At 68.8% G+C, this 23,941-nt stretch carries 21 protein-coding genes and 1 pseudogene; 8 read left to right on the forward strand and 14 right to left on the reverse strand.

Annotated features, from left to right (window positions below):
- The first annotated feature begins 5 nt into the window (after window positions 1–5).
- Window positions 6–1,049: a zinc ribbon domain-containing protein gene (locus tag TY51_RS22770; protein ID WP_231559060.1), complete on the forward strand. Its 1,044-nt coding sequence runs from the start codon at window positions 6–8 to the stop codon at window positions 1,047–1,049.
- Between the two features lie 24 nt (window positions 1,050–1,073).
- Window positions 1,074–1,985 (forward strand): carbohydrate kinase, encoded by a 912-nt coding sequence (locus tag TY51_RS13305; RefSeq protein ID WP_042250200.1) that lies wholly within the window; start codon window positions 1,074–1,076, stop codon window positions 1,983–1,985.
- Window positions 1,986–2,150: 165 nt separating this feature from the next.
- Here the strand turns inward: TY51_RS13305 and hflX are convergent, their stop codons facing one another.
- The 9 genes and pseudogenes from hflX to dusB all read right to left on the reverse strand — a co-directional run bounded on the left by hflX (window position 2,151) and on the right by dusB (window position 14,264).
- Window positions 2,151–3,542: a GTPase HflX gene (gene hflX / locus TY51_RS13310; RefSeq protein ID WP_081995018.1), complete on the reverse strand. Its 1,392-nt coding sequence runs from the start codon at window positions 3,540–3,542 to the stop codon at window positions 2,151–2,153.
- A complete protein-coding gene (gene hfq, locus TY51_RS13315) occupies window positions 3,543–3,776 on the reverse strand; it encodes an RNA chaperone Hfq (protein ID WP_042250201.1) in 234 nt (77 codons plus the stop codon).
- Window positions 3,777–3,890: 114 nt separating this feature from the next.
- Window positions 3,891–5,522, reverse strand: coding sequence for a TrkH family potassium uptake protein (locus tag TY51_RS13320; RefSeq protein ID WP_042250204.1), 1,632 nt, complete (start codon window positions 5,520–5,522; stop codon window positions 3,891–3,893).
- A 10-nt stretch (window positions 5,523–5,532) separates the two neighbouring features.
- Window positions 5,533–6,909 carry a Trk system potassium transporter TrkA gene (gene trkA / locus TY51_RS13325; RefSeq protein WP_042250206.1) on the reverse strand — a complete coding sequence of 459 codons (1,377 nt, stop codon included), beginning with the start codon at window positions 6,907–6,909 and terminating at the stop codon, window positions 5,533–5,535.
- 65 nt (window positions 6,910–6,974) lie between these two features.
- Window positions 6,975–8,366, reverse strand: coding sequence for a sigma-54 dependent transcriptional regulator (locus tag TY51_RS13330; protein ID WP_042250209.1), 1,392 nt, complete (start codon window positions 8,364–8,366; stop codon window positions 6,975–6,977).
- Complete coding sequence (locus TY51_RS13335; protein WP_081995020.1) at window positions 8,341–10,623, reverse strand: PAS domain-containing sensor histidine kinase; 2,283 nt, start codon at window positions 10,621–10,623, stop codon at window positions 8,341–8,343. The genes TY51_RS13330 and TY51_RS13335 overlap by 26 nt, the downstream gene beginning before the upstream one ends.
- 73 nt (window positions 10,624–10,696) lie before the next feature.
- Window positions 10,697–12,142: a sigma-54-dependent Fis family transcriptional regulator gene (locus TY51_RS13340; protein WP_042250211.1), complete on the reverse strand. Its 1,446-nt coding sequence runs from the start codon at window positions 12,140–12,142 to the stop codon at window positions 10,697–10,699.
- Window positions 12,143–12,154: 12 nt separating this feature from the next.
- Window positions 12,155–13,267 carry a nitrogen regulation protein NR(II) gene (locus tag TY51_RS13345; RefSeq protein WP_042250213.1) on the reverse strand — a complete coding sequence of 371 codons (1,113 nt, stop codon included), beginning with the start codon at window positions 13,265–13,267 and terminating at the stop codon, window positions 12,155–12,157.
- Window positions 13,264–14,264, reverse strand: a pseudogene (gene dusB, locus TY51_RS13350) (tRNA dihydrouridine synthase DusB). The gene TY51_RS13345 and the pseudogene dusB overlap by 4 nt, the downstream one beginning before the upstream one ends.
- 241 nt (window positions 14,265–14,505) lie before the next feature.
- Between dusB and TY51_RS13355 the strand changes: the two are divergent.
- Window positions 14,506–15,888 carry an L-serine ammonia-lyase gene (locus TY51_RS13355; protein WP_042250215.1) on the forward strand — a complete coding sequence of 461 codons (1,383 nt, stop codon included), beginning with the start codon at window positions 14,506–14,508 and terminating at the stop codon, window positions 15,886–15,888.
- Here TY51_RS13355 and TY51_RS13360 read toward each other — a convergent pair.
- Window positions 15,885–16,898: an HWE histidine kinase domain-containing protein gene (locus TY51_RS13360; protein ID WP_081995021.1), complete on the reverse strand. Its 1,014-nt coding sequence runs from the start codon at window positions 16,896–16,898 to the stop codon at window positions 15,885–15,887. The genes TY51_RS13355 and TY51_RS13360 overlap by 4 nt on opposite strands.
- A gap of 398 nt (window positions 16,899–17,296) precedes the next feature.
- Here TY51_RS13360 and TY51_RS13365 point away from each other — a divergent pair, with 398 nt between their 5' ends.
- The 4 genes from TY51_RS13365 to TY51_RS13375 all read left to right on the forward strand — a co-directional run bounded on the left by TY51_RS13365 (window position 17,297) and on the right by TY51_RS13375 (window position 20,757).
- A complete protein-coding gene (locus tag TY51_RS13365) occupies window positions 17,297–17,800 on the forward strand; it encodes a COG3650 family protein (RefSeq protein ID WP_042250220.1) in 504 nt (167 codons plus the stop codon).
- A 112-nt stretch (window positions 17,801–17,912) separates the two neighbouring features.
- Window positions 17,913–18,989, forward strand: coding sequence for a YjbH domain-containing protein (locus TY51_RS24075; RefSeq protein ID WP_255351420.1), 1,077 nt, complete (start codon window positions 17,913–17,915; stop codon window positions 18,987–18,989).
- Window positions 18,884–20,098 (forward strand): YjbH domain-containing protein, encoded by a 1,215-nt coding sequence (locus tag TY51_RS24080; protein WP_255351421.1) that lies wholly within the window; start codon window positions 18,884–18,886, stop codon window positions 20,096–20,098. Before TY51_RS24075 ends, TY51_RS24080 begins: the two co-directional genes overlap by 106 nt.
- 14 nt (window positions 20,099–20,112) lie before the next feature.
- Window positions 20,113–20,757, forward strand: a complete 645-nt coding sequence (locus TY51_RS13375) for a YjbF family lipoprotein (RefSeq protein WP_231559059.1) — start codon at window positions 20,113–20,115, stop codon at window positions 20,755–20,757.
- A 151-nt stretch (window positions 20,758–20,908) separates the two neighbouring features.
- Here TY51_RS13375 and TY51_RS13380 read toward each other — a convergent pair whose 3' ends face one another.
- The 4 genes from TY51_RS13380 to TY51_RS13395 all read right to left on the reverse strand — a co-directional run bounded on the left by TY51_RS13380 (window position 20,909) and on the right by TY51_RS13395 (window position 23,388).
- Window positions 20,909–21,112, reverse strand: coding sequence for a hypothetical protein (locus TY51_RS13380; RefSeq protein ID WP_369799442.1), 204 nt, complete (start codon window positions 21,110–21,112; stop codon window positions 20,909–20,911).
- A gap of 198 nt (window positions 21,113–21,310) precedes the next feature.
- Window positions 21,311–22,093 carry a metal ABC transporter permease gene (locus TY51_RS13385; RefSeq protein ID WP_042250226.1) on the reverse strand — a complete coding sequence of 261 codons (783 nt, stop codon included), beginning with the start codon at window positions 22,091–22,093 and terminating at the stop codon, window positions 21,311–21,313.
- Between the two features lie 6 nt (window positions 22,094–22,099).
- Window positions 22,100–22,885: a metal ABC transporter ATP-binding protein gene (locus tag TY51_RS24570; protein WP_042250229.1), complete on the reverse strand. Its 786-nt coding sequence runs from the start codon at window positions 22,883–22,885 to the stop codon at window positions 22,100–22,102.
- A complete protein-coding gene (locus tag TY51_RS13395) occupies window positions 22,882–23,388 on the reverse strand; it encodes a Fur family transcriptional regulator (RefSeq protein ID WP_373960715.1) in 507 nt (168 codons plus the stop codon). Before TY51_RS13395 ends, TY51_RS24570 begins: the two co-directional genes overlap by 4 nt.
- 112 nt (window positions 23,389–23,500) lie before the next feature.
- Here TY51_RS13395 and TY51_RS13400 point away from each other — a divergent pair.
- The coding region (locus TY51_RS13400) for a metal ABC transporter solute-binding protein, Zn/Mn family (RefSeq protein ID WP_042250230.1) at window positions 23,501–23,941 on the forward strand (441 nt) is incomplete at its 3' end.

Below are 23,941 nucleotides of genomic sequence, written 5' to 3' on the forward strand. Positions count from 1 at the left end.
AGCAGATCGGCCCCGGCCCCGCCCGCGCGCCGGGCCTGACCCGCGACGGCACCCCGCCGCCCCTGCAATGGGACGCGGGCCATAAGGCCCCCGATCTTGCCGAGATCCCGCTGGATCAGGGCCTGCATCTGGATGCGGGTTCGGTGATCGCGGAAACCGTGCGGACCCTGTCCTGCCCCCAATGCGGCGCGCAGGTGCAGCTGGACGACACCCACCACGCCAGCGCCTGCCCGTTCTGCGCATCGCCCGTCGTCACCGACACCGGTGCCACCCGGCGCATCAAGCCGCAGGGCGTCCTGCCCTTTGCCCTGACAGAGGCGCAGGCCCGCGACGCGATGAAGGGCTGGCTGGGAAGCCTGTGGTTCGCGCCATCCGGGCTGGTCGCCTATGCGCGCAAGGACCGTCGGCTGACGGGCGTCTATTCGCCCTTCTGGACCTTTGACGCGGCCAGCCACACCCGCTTTCGCGGCCAGCGCGGCGATACCTATTTCGAGACGGTCTGGGTCACCCAGACCATCAACGGCCGCAGCCAGCGCGTGGCCCAGCAGGTGCCGCGTATCCGCTGGCGGCCCGCATCGGGGACGGTGGCGCGCGACTTCAACGACGTGCTGGTGCTGGCCTCGACCGCGCTGCCCGCGCGGATCACCGATGCGCTGGTGCCGTGGGACCTGTCGCAGCTGGCGACCTATGACCCGGCCTTCCTGTCGGGGTTCGAGGCCGAGGGCTATACCGTGCCGCTGGCCGACGGCCACCACGCGGCCCGTGCCCAGATGGCGCAGGTCATCACCACCGACATCCGCCGCGCGATTGGCGGCGACCAGCAGCGGATCGAGGCGCAGGACAGCGCCTTCACCGCCGAAACGTTCAAGCATGTCCTGCTGCCCGTCTGGACCGCCGCCTATCGGTACAACGGAAAAAGCTTCCGTTTCGTGGTGAACGGCCAGTCGGGACGTGTCATGGGCGAACGCCCGTATTCGGCGTGGAAAATCGCCGGGGCCGTGGCCGTGGCACTGGTAGCGTTAGCAGCCATCCTGTATCTGACGCAGTAAGGCCGAACCAAGGGGGAACCGACCATGATCCTGTGCGCAGGCGAATCGCTGATCGACATGGTGCCGACCGATGGCACCTTCCGCCCGCTGGCCGGCGGCGCGGTCTACAACACTGCCATCGCGCTTGGCCGCCTTGGTCAGGATACGGGCTATCTCTGGCCGATCAGCCGCGACCCCTTTGGCGACCAGATCCTGCGGCCCCTGGCCGAGGCCGGCGTGAACACCGACCTGTGCCCCCGCACCGACCGCCTGACCACGCTGGCGCTGGTGACCCTGACGAACGGAGAGGCGCGGTATTCCTTCTATGACGAAGGCTCGGCCGGACGGATGCTGCTACCCGAAGATATCGGCCCGCTGCCCGACAGCGTGACCGCGCTGTTCGCGGGCGGGATCAGCCTGGTCCCCGACCCCTGCGGCGGCACCATCGAGGCGCTGATCGCCCAGCATCACGACCGTCTGCCGGTGATGATCGACCCGAACATCCGCCCGTTCTTCATCACCGATGCGGGCGCCTATCGCGCGCGACTGGCGCGGCTGCTGCCCCTGGCCGACATCGTGAAGCTGTCGGCCGATGACCTGGAGTGGCTCTATCCCGACCTCTCGCCCGAAGATGCCGCCCGTGCCGTGCTGGCCACCGGCCCGCGGCTGGTCCTGCAGACCGGCGGAGAGGCCGGCGCCAAGGCGATCTGGGCCGGAGAGACCATCCACGCCCCCGCCGTCCGCGCCACGGTCGCCGACACGATCGGCGCGGGCGATACGTTCAACGCGGGCGTGCTTGCGTCGCTGGACCGCCAAGGCCTGCTGTCCAAGGACGCCATTGCGGCGATCACCCCCGACCAGATTCACGCGGCGCTGACTCTCGGCGCACAAGCCGCCGCCATCACCGTCTCACGCCCCGGCGCGAACCCGCCCTGGTCGCACGAAATGCCAGCCTGATACCGCGGAGGGTCCGGAAGGGGCGCAGCCCCTGCCGGCGGGGGGGTCAGACAGCGGTTCGCCATCGGTTCAAGAACCGCTGACTGACGGGGGCTTGCCCCCCGCTTGCCACCGCGGGACGCAAATGACCTAGCCCTCCGCCCGCCACCGCTGGACAAAAATAGCTCAGTCCGCCGGATGCCACCCGCCGCTGCGCGGCTCATCGGGTTCGTCATCCTCGTCCAGCTCGGCCGCCGTCCCGGTGAAGGCCTCAAAGGCGCCCTTCTGCCGCGCGGTCCAGCGCAGGTCCAGGTGAAGCCCATCCTCGCCCGCATCCTCGCGCTCGACCACGCCCGCCTCGTGCAGCCAGGCACGGCTGCGACCGTCGGCGAAGTCCAGGACCACATGACCCTCAAGGCGCGGCTCGTCCAGAACCTCGCCCAGCTGTCGGTCGATGGCCGCGATCAGATCGTCCAGCCCCTCGCCCGACAGGGCGCTGACGGCCTGCACGCCCTCGGTGCGGGCATCGGTGCGGCGCAAGGCGGCGCGGGTATCGTCGCCCAGGGCGTCGATCTTGTTCCAGACCTCGATCGCAGCCACATCCTCGTCCACGCCCAAGCTGTCCAGGATCGCGGCCACGTCATGGGCCTGCTCCTCGGTTTCGGGGTGGCTGATGTCGCGCACATGCAGGATCAGGTCGGCCTCCAGAACCTCCTCCAGCGTGGCGCGGAAGGCCGCGACCAGCTCGGTCGGCAGGTCGCTGATGAAACCCACCGTGTCGGACAGGATCACCTTGCGGCCCGAACCGCTGCCCTGCGCATCCGGCAGCTTGATGGCGCGCATGGTCGGGTCCAGCGTCGCGAACAGCATGTCCTTGACGAACACGTCCGCGCCGGTCAGCCGGTTGAACAGCGTCGATTTCCCGGCGTTGGTGTACCCCACCAGCGCCACGATCGGATAGGGTACCTTGGCACGCGATGCGCGGTGCAGGCTGCGCGTCTTGACCACGCGGTCCAACTGGCGGCGCAGGCGGGTCATCTGGTCGTCGATGGCGCGGCGGTCAGCCTCGATCTGCGTCTCGCCGGGACCGCCCACGAAGCCCAAGCCACCGCGCTGACGCTCCAGGTGGGTCCAGGCGCGCACCAGCCGCGTGCGCTGATAGGACAGCGCCGCAAGCTCGACCTGCAGCACGCCTTCACGGGTGCGGGCGCGGTCGGCGAAAATCTCCAGGATCAGCCCGGTCCGGTCCAAAAGCTTGACGCCCCAGTCCTTTTCCAGGTTGCGCTGCTGCACCGGGGTCACGGGGCCGTCGACCAGCACCAGCTCGACCTCCAGCGCCTCAAGACGCTCCTTGATCTCGGCCAGCTTGCCCTTGCCGAACAGTTTGCCGGCATTGGGTTCACGCAGGTTCGCGACCTCGGACCCGACCATCTCGATGCCCGGCAGCGCCAGGGCCAGTGCCACGGCCTCGGCCAGCGAATGCTCGGGCTCGCGCCGCTGCGTGCGGGCGCGGCCCAGATCGGGGTGGATCACATAGGCGCGTGTCGGCTTGGCTGCGGTTTCCGTCAGTTCGGCCAATCAATCCTCGCCTTCGTACAGGGTGATGGGCTGGCCCGGCATGATCGTGCTGATCGCGTGCTTGTAGACCAGTTGCGACTGCCCGTCGCGGCGCAGCAGGACGCAGAAATTGTCGAACCAGGTGATGACACCCTGCAGCTTGACGCCGTTGATCAGAAAGATGGTGACCGGCACCTTGGCCTTGCGGACATGGTTCAGGAACGCATCCTGCAGGTTCTGCTTGTCGCCAGCCATTTGTTTATCGTCCGTTTTTCACTGTCCCTGTCCATTCAACATCTAAGCCCATGCCCCACCCCATGCAAGCATGGCGGATTTCGCGGAAACCGGAAGGCAACATTTGGGCCACACCTAGCGGCGCCAGAATTCCGGAGAGAACAGCGCCAGCACCGCCAGCGTCTCGATCCGGCCCAGAACCATCGCGCAGGCCAGCACCGCCTTGGTGAAATCGGGCAGGCCCGACCACCCCTCCCACGGCGCGGACGCGATGCCGGCGGTCCCCTCGAAGGCAGGCGTCAGGGGAATGGCGCTGGCCAGGGGGCCGGCATTGGTCAGCGCGGCGATGGACAGGATGGTCGCGGTCTCGAACTCGATGGCGTGGATGGACACCAGGCTGACGACCAGCGCGATGGAAATCGCGAACAGCATGAAGAAGATGAACGCCAGATAGGCCCCCTCGCGGCGCAACCTGCGGGCGATTCGTCCGCCGCCAGACACGGAATGAGGGTGAATGATCCGCTCCATCTCGCGCTGGCCGTGACAGGCCAGCGCATAGACGCGCAACAGCTTGACGCCCCCCGCGGTCGTGGCGATTCCGCCGCCCATCAGGGCCAGCCCCGCCAGCACCAGCCCCGGCGCATCCAGCCCCGACCAGGACCGCGCCCCAGCCCAGGCAACCGACGTCCAGCCCGTCGTGGTCAGATAGCTGAGCGCGCTGAACAGGCTGCCCCACAGCGCCGACAGCGCGCGGCCGACCTCGGCCATGCCGGTGGGATCGGGGGGTGCGGCGCGGTCGACCTCGATCGCGCCCAGGAAATGGCGCAGGAACAGCATCGCGCCCACCCCCAGCACCAGCCCCAGGGCCATGCGCAGTTCGGGGTCCCAAGCCAGCCGTTCGGTCGCGCGCAGCGCGGCGCCGCCGGGCCAGAACCGCCGCGACAGGGCCGGGATCAGGAAGACGAAGACCAGCATCTCTCCGGCGATGCCCGATGCCTCTCCGGATGGCCCGATCACCGGAGAAATGCCCGAAGTCGACAGCGTCCCCATGGCCCGCGTCAACGCCACGAAGGACGGATCGCCCAGCATCAGCAGTCCGACCCACAGCACCAGCGTAAAGCCCGCATAAAGCGGCCCCACCTGCAACGCGGCGCGACCAAGCCGGCTGGCGGGGTCGGCCAGCTGCGTGTCGAAGCTGGGATCGGACAGGTGCAGGACGGGGCGGCGGGGCTGGTCCGACGGCGGCAGGTGTTCGCGATATTCCTCGCGGCCATAGGGGTTCGACATGATCTCGAACCCGCCCACGCGCAGCGGCGCCAGTATCGCGACCGCCGCGACCAGCACGAAGAACCCGCCCATCCAGCCCACCATCGACCGCCACAGATGCAGCGGCAGCGGCAGCAGGTCGGCCGAATACAGCGACGCCCCGGTGGTGGTCAGCGACGACACCATCTCCCACCAGGCGTTGAAGAACCCGGTATCGGGCTGGCTTTCCGCAAAGGGCACGGCCAGCAGCAGCGGCATCAGCCCATAGACGCCCAGCATCAGCAACAGCATCTCGCGGGCGGTCTGGCCGCGGGGGTTGGCCTGCGCCGCAAGCCCGATCAGCCCGCAGAAGGTCAGCGTCAGCAGCGATGCGTAGAAGAAGTTCCGCGCGATGGCGGCGTATCCGGTGACCGAGGCGAATGCCGCGGGCGCCAGCATCAGCACCGCCGCCACCCCGGCCAACAGCACCAGCACCGGCATCCGCAGAAGAAAGCCCGTCATCGCCCGCCCCTCAGAAGAAGTCGATCGAGACCTGCAGCAGGCGCTCGACTTCGGGGACGTCCTTGGACAGGGCAAAGATCAGCACGATGTCGCCCTCGTCGATGCGGGTGTCGGCCAACGGCTTGACCACCCGGTCGCCCTTGCGCACCGCACCCAGCAGCGCGCCTTCGGGAAAGTCGATGTCGCGGATCGCGCGCCCGGCCATGGGGCTGGTGGACAGGACCTGCGCCTCCATCACCTCGGCCTCGGCATCCCCGATGGAATAGATGTCGCGCACCCGCCCGTGGCGGATGTGGCGCAGGATCGTCGACACCGTCGTGGATCGCGGGTTGATATAGGCGTCGATGTCCAGCGCCCCCATCAGCGGCACCAGCGTGGGGTCGTTGATCAGCGCGATGGCCATCTTGGCCCCCGCCTGCTTGGCGCGCACCGACGCCAGGATGTTCGTCTTGTCGTCGTCGGTGACCGCCAGCACGGCATCGGCCTGCGGGACGGCGGCCTCCTCCAGGATCTCGGCCGACAGGCCGTCGCCGTTCAGCACGATGGTGCGTTCCAGCCGGTCGGCGGCGAATTCGGCGCGCCCGCGGTCGCGTTCGATCAGCTTGGCGCGGATGCGGTCGGGCCGCGCCTCCAGCGCCTGCGCCACGGCCAGACCCACATTGCCCGCGCCGATGATGGTCACGCGTTCCTGTTTCTGGGGCGGCTTGCCAAAGATGTCCAAGGTCCGCGCCACGTCGTCGATATGACTGAAGACATAGATCTGGTCATGCGCGAACAACTGGTCGCCGGGTTCGGGCGCGAACAGCCGCCCCCTGCGACGCACGCCCGCCACGATGGCGCGCAGGCTGGAGAACAGCTCGGTCAGCTGGCGCAGCGGCGTGTTCAGCGCCGGGCAGTCGGGTTCCAGATCGATCCCCAGCAGCTGGATCTTGCCGTCCATGAACGTCTCGACGTCAAAGGTCGACGGCGCCGACAGCCGCTGCAGCGCGGCCAGCGCGACCTCGCGTTCGGGGCTGATGACCACGTCGATGGGCAGGTGTTCGGTGCGGTACAGGTCGGAATAGATCGCGTCCAGATAGGCGCCCGACCGCAGGCGCGCGATCTTGCGCGGCACCTGAAAGATGGAATGCGCGACCTGGCAGGTGACCATGTTCACCTCGTCCGAATGGGTAGCGGCGATGATCAGGTCGGCGTCGCGCGCGCCCGCGCTGTCCAGGATGTCGGGATGGCTGGCAAAGCCCGTCACCCCCTGCACGTCCAGCGATTCCGTCGCCCGGCGCACAAGGTCGGGGTTGTTGTCGATGACGGTGACATCGTTGCGTTCGCCCGACAGGTGGCGCGCGATCTGCCAGCCGACCTGCCCTGCCCCGCAGATGATGATCTTCATGCGTCACCCTTTTCGTCCCGCGCCCCCTTGCCTAAGCCGGGCGCGCGGTCCGCGCAAGCGGCAGGCTATTTGCCCAACATCAACTCGTCCTCGCCGCGCATGCCGCCGACGACGCCCAGGGACTTCAGCTTGCGGTGCAGCGCGCTGCGCTCCATGCCGACGAACTGCGCCGTGCGGCTGATATTGCCGCCGAACCGGTTGATCTGGGCGACCAGGTATTCGCGCTCGAACAGCTCGCGCGCCTCGCGCAGTGCCATCGCGGTGACCGACGGCCCCAGGCTCAACGTGTCGCTGTTGTCCGGCGTGGCGCCTTGGGGCTCCAGCTCGGACGGCAGGATCGGACCGTGGCTTTCCGCCAGGATCAGCACGCGTTCGATCACGTTGCGCAGCTGGCGGATGTTGCCGGGCCAGCGCATGGACTGCAGGGCCGCCACGGTTTCCTCGGGCAGATCGCGGGGCGTCAGGCCCTGGTTCTTGTGGAACTGCTCGATGAAATGGCGGGCCAGCGCGGCGATATCGTCGCGCCGGTCGGCCAGCGACGGCACCGCGATGGGCACCACGTTCAGCCGGTCGAACAGCTCCTGCCGGAACCGACCGGCGGCGATCTCGGCCACCAGGTCGCGGTTCGTCGACGACAGCACCCGCAGATCGACCCGCACCTTGTCCGCGCCGCCCGCACGCACGAACTGCTGTTCGGTCAGCACGCGCAGGATCTTGGGCTGGGTGCCCATGGGCATGTCGCCCACCTCGTCGAAATAGATGATGCCGCCATGCGCCTGCTCCAGCAGACCCGGCTCGATCCCGCGTTCGGGGGATTCGCGGCCGAACAGCACCTCCTCCATCCGCTCGGGCTCGATCGTGGCACAGGGCACGGTGACGAAGGGCGCCGACGCGCGGGGCGAATGCGCGTGGATATAGCGCGCGGCGCTTTCCTTGCCGGTGCCCGGCTCTCCCGCCAGCATGACGCGGCCATTGGACCGCGCCACCTTGTCCAGCCCGTCGCGCAGCCGCTTGAAGGCCGCGGACTGGCCCAGCATGTCGGCCACGCGATCACCGCCGCGCCGCAGGCTGCTGTTCTCGCGCCGCAGGCGAGCGGTTTCCATGGCGCGGTTGATGACCACCATCAGCTGATCGATGTTGAAGGGCTTCTCGATGAAATCATAGGCCCCCTGCTTGATCGCCGCGACCGCGATCTCGATGTTGCCGTGGCCGGAGATGATGATCACCGGCACGTCCGGGTTGTTGCGCTTGACCTGTTTCAGGATGTCGATCCCGTCCATGCGGCTGTCCTTCAGCCAGATGTCCAAGATCATCAGGGACGGTTCGCGGTCGTTCAGGGCCGCCACGGCCTCGTCCGAATTCGCGGCCATGCGGGTGTCGAAGCCTTCGTCGCGCAGGATGTCGGCGATCAGTTCGCGGATGTCGCGTTCATCATCGACGATCAGGATGTCGTTCATGGTGTCGCCTCGTCTTTTTCTTGTCTGCTCTTGGTCTTGGGGGCCGGACGGGGTGGCGTTCGCGGGGCAGCCGGATCTCGGCCATGGCGCCGGGCGGATCGGGCGCATCGGTCAGGGACAGGCTGCCGCCATGTTCCTCGACGATCTTCTTGACGATGGGCAGGCCCAGCCCGGTGCCGTGGCTTTTCAGCGTCACATAGGGCTCGAACAGCCGCGACCGGTCGGCGGGCAGGCCCGGACCGGTATCGGTGATGCGGATGCAGACGGATTCGGGCTGCACCTCCAGCGCGACGGCGATCTGCGGCGTCCAGCCGGGGATATCCAGCGCCGCCTGCTCGTCGATGGCCTCTCCGGCATTCTTCAGCAGGTTGGTCAGCGCCTGGCGCATCATGCCCGCGTCGCAATCGACGATCACCGGATCGTCGGGAATGTCGCGGGTGATGGTCGCGTGCAGGGCGTCCTGCTGCAACAGCAGCACCTGACGCAGCAGCGCGGCCAGGTCCGTCTCGGCCCGGTCGGGTTCGGGCATCCGGGCAAAGCGGCTGAATTCGTCCACGATCCGGCGCAGGTCGTTGGTCTGGCGGATGATCACGTCGGTGTACTGTTCCAGCGCGGCGCGGTCGCCTTCGGCTGCCAGCGGCCCGAACTTGCGGCGCAGGCGTTCGGCGGACAGCTGGATGGGGGTCAGCGGGTTCTTGATCTCGTGCGCGACGCGGCGGGCGACGTCGCCCCAGGCGGCCATGCGCTGCGCGCTGACCAGCTCGGTCACGTCGTCGAAGGCCACCACATACCCCTCCAGCGCGCCGTCGGTGCCGCGGCGGACGGCCATGCGGACCAGCAGACTTTCGATGCGGCCCTCGCGCATCAGGCGGACCTCGTCCTGGATGGTTTCCGCGACCGATGCCGACAGGCGCGCGAACAGCGGCGCGAATTCGGGCACCACCTCGGACAGCAGCGCGTCGATGTCGCGCTTGGCGTCCAGCCCCAGCAGCCGACTGGCAGAGCGGTTGACGAAGTCGATTTCCCCGGCCGCGTCCAGCCCGATGACCCCCGACGTGACCGAGGTCAGCACGTTGTCGAACAGCCGCCGCTGATCGTCCGACAGACGATAGCTTTCGACCAGCTCCTCGCGCTGCGTCTTCAGCTGGCGGGTCATGCGGTTGAAGGCCTGGCCCAGGGTCTGGATCTCGTCGCCGGTGCGGACCTCGGGGACCTGGACGTCCAGATCGCCGCGCCCCACGCGGTCGGTCGCCTGCGCCAGCAGGCCGATGGGCCGCGACAGGCGGGACGCGAACCACAGCCCCAGCCAGATCGCCGCCGCCACCAGCAGCAGCGCGAACCCCAGATAGACCAGCGAAAACTCCAGCAGGACCTGGCTGCGCATCTCCTCCAGCTGGCGGTAATCGCCGGCGGTGGCGCGAGTGTCGTCGACCAGCCCCAGCAGGTCGCCATCCACGTCGCGCGTCACGTACAGGTATCGGTCGGCCAATGGCGGCAACGCGACCAGGGCGCGGAATTCGTCGTTCGCCCAATCCTCGATCAGGGCGATGCCGTCGGCCTGCGCGCGGTCCAGCTGTTCCGTGCCCGGCGCCTCGTACCAGAACAGATAGCTGCGCTCGCCTCGCGCGCGGATCTCTCCGGCGCCGTTGATGATATAGGCCTCGCGCAGGCCCCGCTGGATCAGGCCCTGCCCCTGCGCCAGCAGCTGGCGCATCTCTCCGTCCTCGATCAGCGGATTGGCGCGCCCGGCCTGGGTCAGCACGCCCGCCAACGCGCGCGCATCCTCGGTCAGGTCGCTGCGATGTTCGGCGTGATAGGCCTCGGCCGCGGCCTGGGATGTGGTGACGACCTGCTGAACGCGGTCGGAAAACCAACCCTCCAGCCCGATATTGACCAGGAACCCCGCAAACAGCGCGACCAGAACCGTGGGCACCAGCGCCAGCCCGGCAAAGATCGCGACCAGCCGCGCATGCAGGCGCGACGCGGGCGCCGTGCTGCGCCGGGCCGAGATCAGCCGCGCCATCCGCGCGACGATGAACCCGATCAGCACGATCAGAAACGCCAGGTCCGCCAACAGGACCATCCGCAGGGTCGCGCCCTGCATGCCCCGCCCGAACGGTCCCATCACGGCCAGCGTCGCCACGGCCAGCGCGACGCCCGCCAGCACGATGCCCCAGGTCAGCGCCCCGCGCCACGGTCGGGGCAATCGGATACGGGCCAGCCTGTCCCAGCTGAGCCCCGATGCCAAACCTGCCATATCCCCCACTTGCCGTCTTTCGCGGCTTTTGTTGCAGGCGTGCGTGTCCTTCGCGCTGTGCCCTGTGGCGGTTTTACATCAGTTTGCGCCTCCGTGTCACCTCGATATTCAGCTCGGTCAGTTTCTTGCGCAGCGTATTGCGGTTGATCCCCAGCAGATCGGCACAACGCAGCTGGTTTCCGCCCGTCGCATCCAACGCCACCTGCAGCAGCGGGCGTTCGACTTCGCGCAGGATGCGGTCGTACAGGCCCGGCGGCGGCAGGGCGTCGCCATGCAGGTCGAAATACCGCTGCAGATGCGCCTCGACCGAATCCGACAGGCGCGATCCGACCTGCGGCAGGCTGACGACGCCCGCGGGTTCGGGCGCGGGGGTCATGGCTGATACGGGCGCCGATGCGGGCGCGCGGTGGCCGGACTGCTGGGACAGCGCCTCGCGCATTTCGGCGGTGCTGATGGCGGGTCCGCTGGCGGTCAGGGCCAGGCGGCGCATCATGTTTTCCAGTTCACGCACGTTGCCGGGGAACGCGTGCGCGCGCAGCATGGCCGCCGCATCGTCCGACAGCAGGCGTTCGGGCAACCCCTGGGCCGCGGCGCGGGCCAGCAGATGGGCGGCCAGCGGCAGGATGTCGTCGACGCGCGCACGCAGGGGCGGCACGCTGACGGTGACGCCCGCCAGGCGGTAATACAGGTCCGACCGCAGCCGCCCCGCGGCCACGTCGGCCTGGGGGTCAGACCCGGTGGTCGCCACGATGCGGGGCGCGTGGGCGCGGTCGGGGCCGGCCTCCATCGTCTCGATCAGACCGATCAGGCGGGCTTGGGCGCCCGCGTCGAACCCTGCCGGGTTCTCGATGATGATCGTGCCGCCGCGGGCCTTGTCGGCGGCGCGCGCGATCGCCTCCTCGGTCGCGTCGGACGAGGTCAGGATCGCCAGCCCCCGGTCGCGGCGATCCGACAGTTCATGAAAGCTGCGCGCGATGGTGGTCTTGCCCACCCCCGCTTCGCCCGCGATGATCACCGGCAGGTCGGCGTTCAGCACGCGGGCGACCATCCGGAACAGCGCCTGCATCGACGGCGCATGCCCGATCAGCGGCATGGCCGGGTCGGCGGCCTCGCGCGGGGCGGGCAGCGGTTCGGGGATCGGGTCCGACTTGCGCGGGCGGCGCGACAGGGCCTGATTGGCCTTGGACATCAGGTCCGGCAGATCAAAGGGCTTGGGCAGGTATTCGAACGCCTCGGCCTCGGTCGCGCGGATCGCGGTCACGATGGTGTTCTGGGCCGAGATCACGATCACCGGCAGGTCGGGCCGCGCCTCGCGGATGGCGGGGATGCGGTCGATGCCGTTGCCGTCGGGCATCATCACGTCGGTGATGACCAGATCGCCCCGCCCCTCCTCGACCCATTTCAGCAGTTGCGCCAAGCTGCCCGTGGCGTGAACCCGGCAGCCCGCGCGGGTCAGCGCCTGCGTCAGCACCGTGCGGATGGTGCGATCGTCGTCAGCAATCAGAACGGTGCCGTCCATGGGTTCAGGTCCTTATGCCTTTGGCAGGGAGATGCGGAACACGGTGCGTCCAGGGCGGCTGTCCACCCGGATCAGCGCGCCGTGGTCGGTGATGATCTTGCTGACCAGCGCCAGGCCCAGCCCGGTGCCGTTTTCACGGCCGGACACGAACGGCTCGAACACCTGGTCGGCGATGGCGGGGGGAAAACCGGGGCCGTTATCCTCGATCTCGATCTGCAGGGGCAGCGAGCGGCCCGTGGGGTCGGTCTCATCGGGGGGACGGCGCAGCGTGTGATCGTAATGGGTGCGCAGGCGGATCGTGCCGCCCGCCTTGCCGTCCAGCGCCTCGGACGCGTTCTTGACGAGGTTCAGGCAGACCTGCACCAACTGGTCCGCATCGGCCAGCGCCATGGGCAGCGACGGGTCGTAATCGGTCACGATCTGCACGTCGCGCGCAAACCCCGCCTTGGCCGATCGGCGCACCTGTTCCAGCACATCGTGCACGTTCAACGCGCCCAGATGGGGTGCGGACGTGTCGCCGAACCGTTCGACCTGATCCAGCAGCGCCACGATGCGGCGCGATTCCGCGACGATCATCTCGGCCATCTCGCGGTCCTCGGGGGTGGCGTTCATCGCCATCAGCTGGGCCGCGCCGCGGATGCCGGCCAGGGGGTTCTTGATCTCATGGGCCAGCATCTCGGCCATGCCGATGGCGCTGCGGGCCGCGCTGCGGACGTGGCGGGCCTGATGCGCGCCGTCATCGTCCTGCGGCACGATCAGCAGCGACACCGCGCCCCCGGCCTGACCGGCGGGCCCCGCATGGACCGCACCGCGCCGCGCCTGATGGCCGCCTGCGCGATCGCCGATCTCGAACTGGACGCTGGCTTGGTACAGCGCCTCGTCGCTGGCGCGCACGCGGGCCAGCAGCGGCGCAAGGCCGGGCTGCAGACGCAGGCGGATCGACATCTCGTCCCCGTCCAGCGGCTTGCCCAAGGTCGAATTGCGCGACAGGTTCAGCCAGATTTCCGCCGCGTCGTTCATCGCGGCCACGCGCCCCTCGGCGTCCAGGATCAGCGCGGGCAGCGGCAGCGCCTCCCACCCCGGGCCGGGGGTCGCCTCGTGAAAGTTGCGCGGCCGGGGAGTCATGCGGCCACCCCTGCGGCGTCGCCAAAGGCGCGGGCGATCAGGTCCAGCGTGGCGCGGGGGGTGTCCGCGCGCATCATCTGGTCGCGCAGCGGCGCGCCGTTCGCGTCGGCATACCAGCCAGATGCTTGCGCGCGACGCGCAGGCCCAGGTCCGCCCCATAGAAGTCCAGGATATCCTCGTAATGCTCGGCCACCAGATCGGCCAGTGCGGCGCCTTGCGGGACCTGCGGCGCGGGCGTGCCCCACAGGTCATGCGCGATCTGCGCCAGAACCCAGGGGCGGCCCTGCGCGCCGCGCCCGACCATCACCGCATCCGCGCCCGACGCCGCCAGGGCCGCGCGCGCGCTGTCGGCATCGACCACGTCGCCATTTGCGACCAGCGGCGGGCGACCCGGCAGATCGGCCACCGCGCGGATCGCGGACCAGTCGGCCTGCCCCTTGTAGAACTGCGCCCGCGTGCGGCCATGCACGGTCAGCATCGCCACCCCCGCATCGCGCGCCCGCGCGGCCAGATCGGCCGCGTTCAGGCAGTCGTCGTCCCAGCCAAGGCGCATCTTCAGCGTCACCGGCACCGACACCGCGCCCACGACGGCATCGACCAGCGTCATCGCATGGTCCAGATCGCGCATCAGCGCCGCGCCGGACAGGCCACCCGTGACCTTCTTGGCAGGACAGCCCATGTTGATGTCGATGACGCGCGCGCCCATGCCCGCCACGATGCGGGCGGTTTCGGCCATCGGCGCGGCCTCGCGGCCCGCGATCTGCACGCTGACAGGCAGCGCGCCCTCGGTCAGGGCCTTGGCGCGCACCGCGGCGCGGGTGGAGGGGCGCGGCGTCACCATCTCGGTCGAGGCGACCATCTCGGACACCATCAGGCCCGCGCCGAACCGTGCGACGGCGCGGCGGCAGGGGACGTCGGTGATCCCGGCCATCGGCGCAAGGAACACCGGCGGGCCAAGGGGTGTGTCACCAAGCAGGATCGGGTCGGGCAATCGCATGTTCTGTTCCTTCACCCCGGGGCAGACCGCCCGCAAGAACGGCAGGGGGCGGCTGGCCTGCCCAAATCGCAGGCGCGTCCCGGTTGCCTGCAAACCGGGCATGTTGCAATCATCTTAAGCAGACCGCGCGTCATGGCTGCAAGCGGGCCGATGTCGCAACCGGAACCGGAAGCGGCGCGGACGGCGGTGGCGGCGGGGCCCGTGTCGTGCTTGGATGGGCGCGGAAATGCAAGGGGGTGTCATGTTTCTGTCGGTCTTCGATCTGTTCAAGCTGGGTGTGGGGCCCTCCTCCTCGCACACGATGGGGCCGATGGTCGCCGGACAGCGGTTCCTCGACTCGCTGCGGCTCCAGCCGTTCCGCGCCCACGGGCTGCGCGCCAGTCTGCATGGCAGCCTGGCCTTTACCGGCAAGGGGCATGCCACCGACCGTGCAACGATCCTGGGGTTGGCGGGCTTCACCCCCGCCAGCATGGACATGGATGCGGCCGAGGCCGCCCTGGCCGACAACCGCGAAACCCGCCTGCTGCACCCGCAGGGACTGGGGCCGCTGGTCTTCGACCCCGACCGCGACCTGCGGTTCGATTACGACCACACCCTGCCCGGCCATGCGAACGGCATGACCCTGTCGGCGACCGACGCGCAGGGCGACGTCATCTATCACCAGATCTATTATTCGATCGGCGGCGGCTTCGTGATGACCGACCAGGAACTGGCCGACAAGGCGGGCGCGGTGCGCACGGATGCGACCTCCAGCGTGCCTTATCCGTTCAGCAGCGCCGCCGAGATGCTGGAGATGGCCCAAGCCTCGGGCAAGTCCATCGCCCGGATGAAAGAGGCCAACGAGCTGTGTTTCCGGTCCCGGCCCGACATGCTGGCGGGGCTGGACCGCATCTGGGGCGCGATGCGCGACTGCATGGACCGCGGACTGGCGACGGACGGCATCCTGCCCGGCGGGCTGCACGTGCGCCGGCGGGCCAAGGCGATCCACGCCAAGCTGATCGAGGAGCGCGGCCTGAACATGACCGCACCCCATGTCATCAACGACTGGATGTCCGCCTATGCCATGGCCGTGAACGAGGAGAACGCCGCCGGGGGCCAGGTCGTCACCGCCCCCACGAACGGCGCGGCGGGCACGGTGCCCGCGGTGATCCGCTATTGGCTGGACCATGTGCCGGGCGCGTCGGAACGCCTGCTGCCCGATTTCCTGCTGACGGCGGCGGCGGTGGGTGGGCTGATCAAGCACAATGCCTCGATCTCGGGTGCGGAATGCGGCTGCCAGGCAGAGGTCGGATCGGCCGCCGCGATGGCCGCCGCGGGGCTGGCCGCAGTTCTGGGCGGCACCCCCCAGCAGGTCGAGAACGCGGCAGAGATCGCGCTGGAACACCATCTTGGCATGACCTGCGACCCGGTGCGCGGGTTGGTTCAGGTGCCCTGCATCGAACGCAACGGGCTGGGTGCGATCAAGGCCGTGGCGGCCGCCAGCCTGGCCCTGCGCGGCGACGGCAGCCATATCGTGCCACTGGACGCCGCGATCGAGACGATGCGCCAGACCGGTCGCGACATGTCGGAAAAGTACAAGGAGACGTCCCTTGGCGGCCTGGCCGTGAACGTCCCCAACTGCTAGGGGGTCAGCTGCCCGCGCAGCGTATAGTGCAGGCCCTGGGGCAGGAATTCAGCCTGCCCCTCGCCGTTGAAATAGGCCGGCACGATCATGTTCACCAGGCGCGACCCGAACCCTTCGCGCGTGGGCGCCGCCACCGGCTGGCCACCGCGTTCCTGCCAGTCCAGCGCGAAATCATCGCCCATCACCGACCAGGACAGGTCCACCACGCCCTGCGGGCTGGCCAGCGCGCCGTATTTCGCGGCATTCGTCGCAAGCTCGTACAGCGCCAGCGACAGGCCGACTGCCTGCTGGCTGCTCAGCGGCACGGACGGGCCGGACAGGCGGATGCGGTCGTTGCCGACAAGATGCGCGCCGATCGACCGGGCCATCACCTCGGTGATGTCGGCGCTTTCGCCAAGGCCGGTGAACAGGCCCTGCGCCTTGGCCAGCGCCATGATGCGCGCGCCCACGGTGTCGCGCGCCTCCTGGATGCTGGTGGCGTTGCGCAGGCTGGAGGACACCACCGTCGAGGTCACCGACAGGATGTTCTTTATGCGGTGCAGCAGCTCTTCCTGCATGATCTGCTGGTTGCGGCGCGCCTGGACCAAGCCGGTCATGTCGACGGTGATGTTCATCAGTCCGGAGACCGTGCCGTCGTCGTCGTAAAGCGGGCTGTAGCTGAAGTTCCAGAACGTCTCTTCGTCGAACCCGTTGCGGGTCATGACCAGACGCATTTCCTCGGAATAGGTGCCGCGACCGGACAGGGTCTGATCGACCAGCAGCCGGACGTCATCCCAGACATCCGCCCAGATCTGCTGGAAGCGCTGGCCCAGGGCATGCTCCTCCTTGCCGCCCAGAACGTGCACATAGGCGTCGTTATAAAGCATGATCAGCTCCGGGCCCCAGAACATGCAGGCCGCATGGCGCTGTCCCAGCATCATCCGGACCGCCGTCAACAGCGCCACCGACCATCCGGAGATCGGGCCCAACGGGGTCGACTGCCAGTCGAAATCCCCGATCGCGCGGGCCATCCGCCCGTCGTCCCAGGAAAATCGTGCCCCCCCTGACAAGAAGGCGGGGTCTTGACCGTGTCGTGCCAAGCCTGTCATGTGGGTGCCGCCCGAGAGAACATCTCTGAAACCTATGCCGGGTTTTCCCCCGATTTCAATGCATAACCTGCAAATCCGCCCATTTCGCCCCGGCAATGATCATTTATCAAATGACTGAACCAATCGGTCCTTTCCGGGCGGCGGCAGGCTGCCGTCAGCGGGGCGTGACGCTTGCTCCCTGTGGCTGCGGTTGCTAACGCTTGAGTGACAGTGATCCCGCGACAAAGCCGCCCAGAACCAGAAGGCCAAAGCCCCATGTTCCCCCGCCTTGCCATCCTTGCCCTGATGACCCTGCCTTTGGCGCCTGCGACAGCCAGGTGATGACCGACCTGCGACGCGGGGTCGGCCTGGACGATGCCGCGGCCCAGCCCGAGGAACCGACGGGCCCGCGCCCGCCCGCCGTCTCTCCGCTGGAACAGCCGATCGAGACGGGCACCGTCGGGCGCGTCGTGCCGACGGCCGAGCCCCTGACCTATCGCAGCACCGCCTTCGTGGCCCGCGGAAACGAGCCGTTCTGGAACGTCCAGGTCAGCGGCGGCACCGCCGTCTATCGCACCCCCGACAACCAGTCGGGCCGCCAGATCCAGGTGAACCGCCTGGTCTTCGACCAGGGCGTCGAATACATCGGCGTGCTGGGCGGACGGCCGTTCGTGCTGAACCTGCGCGCGACGGAATGCCAGGACAGCATGGCCGACGAACGCTTTCCGCTGACCGCGCGCCTGACGGTGGCCGGCCAGACCCAGACCGGCTGCGCATCCCCCGCCCAGCCCGCCGCCCCCGCGGCGGAGGCTGCCGCGGATGCCGCACCGGCCGCCGCCGGATGACGCGCGCGCATGGGTCACGCATTCGTGTGTCGATCCGTGCCGCAAAGACTGCCACTGCGCCTGAAACTCCTGCCCTGCCCGCCCTGATCCTGCCGCCGAAAGGAAGCCGCCGATGCGCCGCTCGCGTCTGACCCGCCAGCTGATGGCCACCACCCTGCCCCTGGCCCTGATCGTGGGGTCGGGCGTCGGCGTCGCGACCGCCGACCCGATGCTGGGGCGCAACATGTCGACCTATGGCCTGCCCGGCGGCATCGACACGCCGACCGCCGAGACCATGCCCGACGGCAGCCTGGGCGCGACGCTGTCGCTGTCCGACTATGCCCGGCGCGGCAACGTCTTCTTTCAGGCGCTGCCGGGGCTGACGACGGTCCTGCGCTATGGCCGCGTCGACGGGATCGAGGATTTCCGGCAGGAGGGGTTCATCTCGGACCGCTCGCTGGACCTGCGCTATCAGATCGTGGACGAGGATGGCTGGCGCCCCGCGGTCGCGGTCGGCCTGCAGGATTTCCTGGGCACCGGGGTCTATTCTGGCGAATACATCGTGGCCACGCGCAACGTGACGCCGACGGTCCGCGCATCGGTGGGCTTGGGCTGGGGCACGCTGGCGGGCAAACCGCGCATCATCGACGTCGGCGACGAAGGCGGCACGCCCAATGTCGAGGACTGGTTCAGCGGCGGGGCCAAGCCCTTTGCCTCGGTCAGCTGGCAGGTCAACGACCGCCTGAACCTGGTCGCGGAATATTCCAACGACATCTATCGCGCGCGCTACAGCGACGGCAACGAGTACCAGCAGGGCGATGAGCCGGGAAGCAACATCAACCTTGCCGCCAACTATCGCTTTGGCCGCAACTACGAGGCCGGGATCTATACCATCGGCGGAGAGACCATCGGTGCGCAGTTCACCATAGCGCTGAACCCGCGCGACGCGACCTATCCGTCGGGCCTGGAAAGCGCGCCCGCGCCGGTGCGCCCGCGCCCGGCCCCCGCACAGGACCCCGAGGCTGGTCGGGCAGCTGGTCGCAGGACCCGACCGCCCAGCCCGCCATTCAGAAGGCCTTGGGCGACGGCATGGCCGACGAGGGGATGCTGCTGGAAAGCATGGCCCTGGCGCCCACCCGCGCCGAGGTCCGCCTGCGCAACCAGCGCTATATCAACCAGGCCGAGGCCGTGGGCCGCACCGCGCGCCTGATGACCCGCGCCCTGCCCCCGTCGGTGGAAACCTTCGTGATCACCTCGACCAGCGACGGGATGCCGACCTCTTCGGTGACCGTGCGCCGGAGCGACGTCGAGCGGCTGGAGAACACCGAGGCTGGCCAGATCGCTGCCGCATCGACCCTGTCGGATGCCGTTCCCGGCGCGCCGGGGCTGGTCGCCAGCCAGGGCCTGTACCCGCGGTTCCGCTGGTCGGTGAAGCCCTATCTGGACCTGGGCATCTTCAGCGCCGAGGACGGCCTGACCCACGAGGTCGGCGCCGAGGCCCGCGCCAGCTATGAGCTGATGCCCGGCCTGATCGCGACGGGCGCCCTGCGCCAACGCGCCTTCGGCGATATCGGCCAGCGCGGTCCGGGCATACCGGGACAGCGCGGCGAATACTTTACGCCCGACGAATATGAAGCGAACCCCGCCCTGGAAACCACGCCCGAGGGCGTGCCGCGGGTGCGGTCCGACACGCGGATGTACACCGGCAATTCCAGCCCGGTGATCCCGGAACTGACGCTGGCATGGTATGCCAAGCCGTCGGACGCGATCTATACCCGCGTGACCGTGGGCCTGTTGGAGCGCGCTTATGGCGGCGTGTCCGCCGAGGCGCTGTGGAAGCCCGCCAATTCGCCCCTGGGCTTCGGCGCCGAGATCAACCGCGTCCGCAAGCGCGATTTCGACCAGCTGTTCGATTTCCGCGACTATGAGGTCACGACCGGCCACGTGTCGGCATACTATGAGTTCACCCAGGGCTTCACCGCCCAGCTGGACGTCGGCCAGTACCTGGCGGGCGACGTGGGTGCGACCGTGACGCTGGCGCGCGAATTCGCGAACGGCTGGCAGATCGGTGCCTATGCCACCAAGACCGACCTGTCGGCCGAGGAATTCGGCGAAGGCAGCTTCGACAAGGGCGTGACCCTGTCGATCCCGCTTGGCTGGGCCACGGGCCAGGCCAGCCGCGACCGCGTGTCGACCAACATCCGGTCGCTGTCGCGCGACGGCGGATCGAGGGTCAATGTCAACGGACGCCTGTACGACCGTGTTCGCGAAAGCCACACCGTCGATCTTTACGAAGGCTGGGGGAGGTTCTGGCGATGAACGGACCGATGCAGATGCGCGCAATCCTTGCCGGGGCTGCCCTGGTCGCCCTGTCGGCCTGCGGCAATACCGGCGCGGACGAGGCCGGTGCCAGCCCGCTGTCGGTGCTGGCGCAGACCGCGACCCAGGCCATCACGGCCCGCGGGGCCGCCCAGCCCGCAACGCCCGCGCCCAGCCCCCAGCAGGCCGCGGCCGAGGCGCTGCGCGTCAATCAAGGCCCGCTGATCCAGGCGACCTTCGAAATCCCGGCCCGCACGCAGGTGCTGGCGCTGACGGGCACGAACGGCGCCATGCGCACCTACATGACCCCCGACGAACAGGCCGTGATCCTGCGCGGCGGCATGCTGATCGGCACCCGCGGCCTGGGCCGCGACCTGTCGGTGGCCGAACCCGGCACCGAGGGGCTGATCCGTGCGGGCCAGTCCGGCAGCGGCACCCGCGTCATGCGCTATCTGTCGGGCGACGGGCTGGAACGGCCGCTGCAGTTTTCCTGCACGACCTCTCCGGGTCCCAACCCGGGCGTGATCCTGGAAAACTGCGAGGGGCATGGTGCGACGTTCCAGAACAACTACCTGGTCCAGAACGGGCAGATCCCGGTGTCGCGCCAATGGATCGGGCCCGGCATGGGCTATGTGACCATTCAGACGCTGCGTCCCTGACAGGCGCCATCGGAACGGAAAAACCGGCCCTTTGCGGGGCCGGTTTTTTCATGCGCGGATGTCTGTCGGACAGGCGTGCGGGCAATGAAAAAGGGGCTGGCCAAAGGCCAGCCCCTTGTGGCTCGGACCGTGTGAACGATCCGATCCGATATCAGCTGTCGTCGTCGTCCGAAGCGACTGCGGCGATGACGCCCAGCAGCAGCAGGGCGGGGACGACCAGGCCAGCGTTCGAGGAAGCGGGCTGCTCCTCAACGATGACGGGCTCGACTTCCACGACGGGGGCGACATAGCCACCGGCCAGAGCCGAAGTTGCGGTCAGGCCGAGAGCGGCCGCGAAAGTAGCGAATTTGGTCATGATCATGCTCCGTTTCGATTGACGGCTGCCATTTCTGGCAACATCGAGGCGACAGTTACACAAACCCGAACAGTTGAAAAGCAGCATTGAATTGATTCCCCCGTGGGCCTGCAAGCACTGTTGCATATTGGCCAACACCTGTTTCGGCGCTTTGTTCCGACCCCGTCAAACCCCCGGAAAAACTGTGACAATTCGGCACTATGCCCGGCGAAGTGCCTGTGAGGCGACGAAAAAGATCGCCGCTGCGGTCACGATCGAGGGACCTGCGGGCGTGTCGAGTCGCAAACTGGCCCACAACCCCAGGATGACGGATGCGGCGGCGATCAGGGCCGCACCGGCGGCCATCCGCTCGGGGGTTCGGGCCCATGTGCGGGCCGCCGCCGCCGGCACGATCAGCATCGCCGAGATGAGCAGCGACCCCACCACTCGAATCGCCAGGGCGACCACCACGGCCAGCGCCAGGGACAGGACCAGGCGTTCCACGCGCGGGTCGATTCCCGCGGCCATGGCCAGCTCCTCGTTCAGGCTGCTGGTCACAAGCCGTTGCCAACGCAGGATCAGGACCGCCAGAACCAGCGCCGCGCCCGTCCAGATCAGCACCAGATCAGTGCGGCCCACCGCCAGGATGTCGCCGAACAGATAGCTGGACAGATCGGACCGCGCAGCAGGCACAAAGCTGATCGCGACCAGGCCCACGGCCAGCGCGGAATGCGACAGCACCCCCAGGATCGTGTCCATTGCCTGCCCCCGCGTGACTAGCGCCGACACCAGGCAGGCCATCGCCACGGCGACCGCCAGCGTGCCGGCATAGATCGACACCTCGAAGGCCAGGGCCATCGCGACGCCCAGAATGGCGGCATGCGCGGTCGAATCGCCGAAATAGGCCATCCGCCGCCACACCACGAAACTGCCCAGGGGGCCCGCCACCAGCGCCAGCCCCAATCCCGCCAGAACGGCGCGCACGAAGAAATCGTCAAGCATCGGTCGTCACCCCTGCGCCCGGTCGGCGTGGTCATGGCCGCATCCCGGCCCGTGGACATGCGGCGTCAGGTCGTGGTCATGGTCGTGATCATGGCGGTGCTGGTACAGCGCCAGTGTGCCCTCGGCCCCGGCGCCGAACAGGGCGCGGTATTCGGGGGCGGTGCTGACATGCTGGGGCGTGCCTTCGCAGCAGACATGGCCGTTCAGGCAGACCACCCGGTCCGACGACCGCATCACGACCAGCAGGTCGTGGCTGACCATCAGCACGGCGGCGCCGGTCTGACGGCGCACCTCCTCGATCAGTTGATAAAACGCCACGATGCCCGGCTGGTCCAGCCCCTGCGTGGGTTCGTCCAGCACCAGCAGATGCGGGTCCGCCAGCAGCGCGCGGGCCAGCAGCACCCGCTGAAACTGGCCGCCAGACAGCTGCGTCAGCTGCCGCGCGCCAAGGCCCGGCACGCCGGTGCGGATCAGCGCATCCTCGGCCTGGTCGTCGGACACGCGGACGGGAAGCGACAGGAACCGCCGGACAGTCATCGGGATGGCGGTGTCCAGCTGCACCCGCTGCGGGACATAGCCGATGCGCAGCCCCTGCCGGCGCGTCACCGCACCCGAGGCCAGCGGCATGTGCCCCAGCAGCGCCCGGATCAGCGACGACTTGCCCGACCCGTTCGGGCCGACGACGGTCACGATCTCGGCCGGGCGGATGCGGAAATCGACCTGGGCCAGCACCGGGTCGGTCGTGCCGGGGCGATGGATCGTCAGCGCGCGGGATTCGATCAGCGGGGTCATGCGACGCCTTCGGCGGCACAGGTGGCGCACAGGCCAAGCGCCTCGATCGTGGCGCGTTCGACGCGGAACCCGCCTTGGGCCGCGACCGCGGTCAGCGCGTCGCGGATCGGGGCGGCGGCGGCCTCTGCGACCTTGTCGCAGCTGCGGCAGATCAGGAAGGCCGGGTGATGGTCGTGACCCGGATGCAGGCAGGCCGCGAATGCGTTCAACCGCTGCAGCCGGTGGGCCAGCCCGTGCGTGACCAGAAACTCCAGCGCGCGATAGGCGACGGGCGGCTGGCGGCCGAACCCTTCGGCCGCAAGTCGGTCCAGCACCTCATAGGCGCCCATCGCCCGGTGGCTTTCCAGCAGGATCTCCAGCGTGCGGCGGCGGACGGGGGTCAGGCGTGCGCCCTGCTCGGCCAGCCGGGCCGCAGCCTCGTCCAGCGCACGGTGCGCGCATTCGCGGTGGTCATGCGGCGCGAATGTCGCGGCGATGACATGGTCGTGGTCGTGGTCTGGCACGGGGGTCCTTCACGCAGCGATGCGTTACTTTATTACAATGCGGTTGACTTGTTACCCTGTAACACACAGAACCCTGCCATCGCAACAAACCCGCCCTGCAAAGGAGATCCCGATGCGCAGCCCTGCATCCCTTGCCGCCATCCTGTCGCTGACCGCCGTTCCCGCCCTGGCCGCCCCGCAGGTCGTCACCGACCTGGTCCCCACCGGTGCCCTGGTCCAGGAGGTCATGGGCGATCTGGCCGAGGTGCGCGTGCTGCTGCCCCAAGGGGCCAGCGCCCATCATTACCAGATGCGCCCGTCGGACGCCCAGGCCCTGCAGGGGGCGGATGTGGTGATCTGGATGGGGCCGGACCTGACGCCGTGGCTGTCGCGGGCGTCGGACACGCTGTCGGGCGCCGCGCAGCTGCGCCTGCTGGAGGTCGAGGGAGTGACCCTGCGCGATTATGCCGGCGCGGCGTCGGACGACCACGCGGACCACGCGGGTCATGACGACCACGACCACGACCACGACCACGACCACGACCACGACCACGACCACGACCACGACCACCAT

It is taken from the genome of Paracoccus sp. PAMC 22219, assembly GCF_000787695.1.
Lineage (GTDB): Bacteria > Pseudomonadota > Alphaproteobacteria > Rhodobacterales > Rhodobacteraceae > Paracoccus.

What these genes read in the sequence shown, in the direction of transcription:
- TY51_RS13305 (WP_042250200.1), top strand. Translation starts at nt 1,074, where the DNA reads ATGATCCTGTGCGCAGGCGAATCGCTGATCGACATGGTGCCGACCGAT.
- hfq (WP_042250201.1), bottom strand. Translation starts at nt 3,776, where the DNA reads ATGGCTGGCGACAAGCAGAACCTGCAGGATGCGTTCCTGAACCATGTC.
- TY51_RS13320 (WP_042250204.1), bottom strand. Translation starts at nt 5,522, where the DNA reads ATGACGGGCTTTCTTCTGCGGATGCCGGTGCTGGTGCTGTTGGCCGGG.
- trkA (WP_042250206.1), bottom strand. Translation starts at nt 6,909, where the DNA reads ATGAAGATCATCATCTGCGGGGCAGGGCAGGTCGGCTGGCAGATCGCG.
- TY51_RS13330 (WP_042250209.1), bottom strand. Translation starts at nt 8,366, where the DNA reads ATGAACGACATCCTGATCGTCGATGATGAACGCGACATCCGCGAACTG.
- TY51_RS13335 (WP_081995020.1), bottom strand. Translation starts at nt 10,623, where the DNA reads ATGGCAGGTTTGGCATCGGGGCTCAGCTGGGACAGGCTGGCCCGTATC.
- TY51_RS13340 (WP_042250211.1), bottom strand. Translation starts at nt 12,142, where the DNA reads ATGGACGGCACCGTTCTGATTGCTGACGACGATCGCACCATCCGCACG.
- TY51_RS13345 (WP_042250213.1), bottom strand. Translation starts at nt 13,267, where the DNA reads ATGACTCCCCGGCCGCGCAACTTTCACGAGGCGACCCCCGGCCCGGGG.
- TY51_RS13355 (WP_042250215.1), top strand. Translation starts at nt 14,506, where the DNA reads ATGTTTCTGTCGGTCTTCGATCTGTTCAAGCTGGGTGTGGGGCCCTCC.
- TY51_RS13360 (WP_081995021.1), bottom strand. Translation starts at nt 16,898, where the DNA reads ATGGCCCGCGCGATCGGGGATTTCGACTGGCAGTCGACCCCGTTGGGC.
- TY51_RS13365 (WP_042250220.1), top strand. Translation starts at nt 17,297, where the DNA reads ATGACCGACCTGCGACGCGGGGTCGGCCTGGACGATGCCGCGGCCCAG.
- TY51_RS24075 (WP_255351420.1), top strand. Translation starts at nt 17,913, where the DNA reads ATGCGCCGCTCGCGTCTGACCCGCCAGCTGATGGCCACCACCCTGCCC.
- TY51_RS24080 (WP_255351421.1), top strand. Translation starts at nt 18,884, where the DNA reads ATGCTGCTGGAAAGCATGGCCCTGGCGCCCACCCGCGCCGAGGTCCGC.
- TY51_RS13375 (WP_231559059.1), top strand. Translation starts at nt 20,113, where the DNA reads ATGCGCGCAATCCTTGCCGGGGCTGCCCTGGTCGCCCTGTCGGCCTGC.
- TY51_RS13380 (WP_369799442.1), bottom strand. Translation starts at nt 21,112, where the DNA reads ATGACCAAATTCGCTACTTTCGCGGCCGCTCTCGGCCTGACCGCAACT.
- TY51_RS13385 (WP_042250226.1), bottom strand. Translation starts at nt 22,093, where the DNA reads ATGCTTGACGATTTCTTCGTGCGCGCCGTTCTGGCGGGATTGGGGCTG.
- TY51_RS24570 (WP_042250229.1), bottom strand. Translation starts at nt 22,885, where the DNA reads ATGACCCCGCTGATCGAATCCCGCGCGCTGACGATCCATCGCCCCGGC.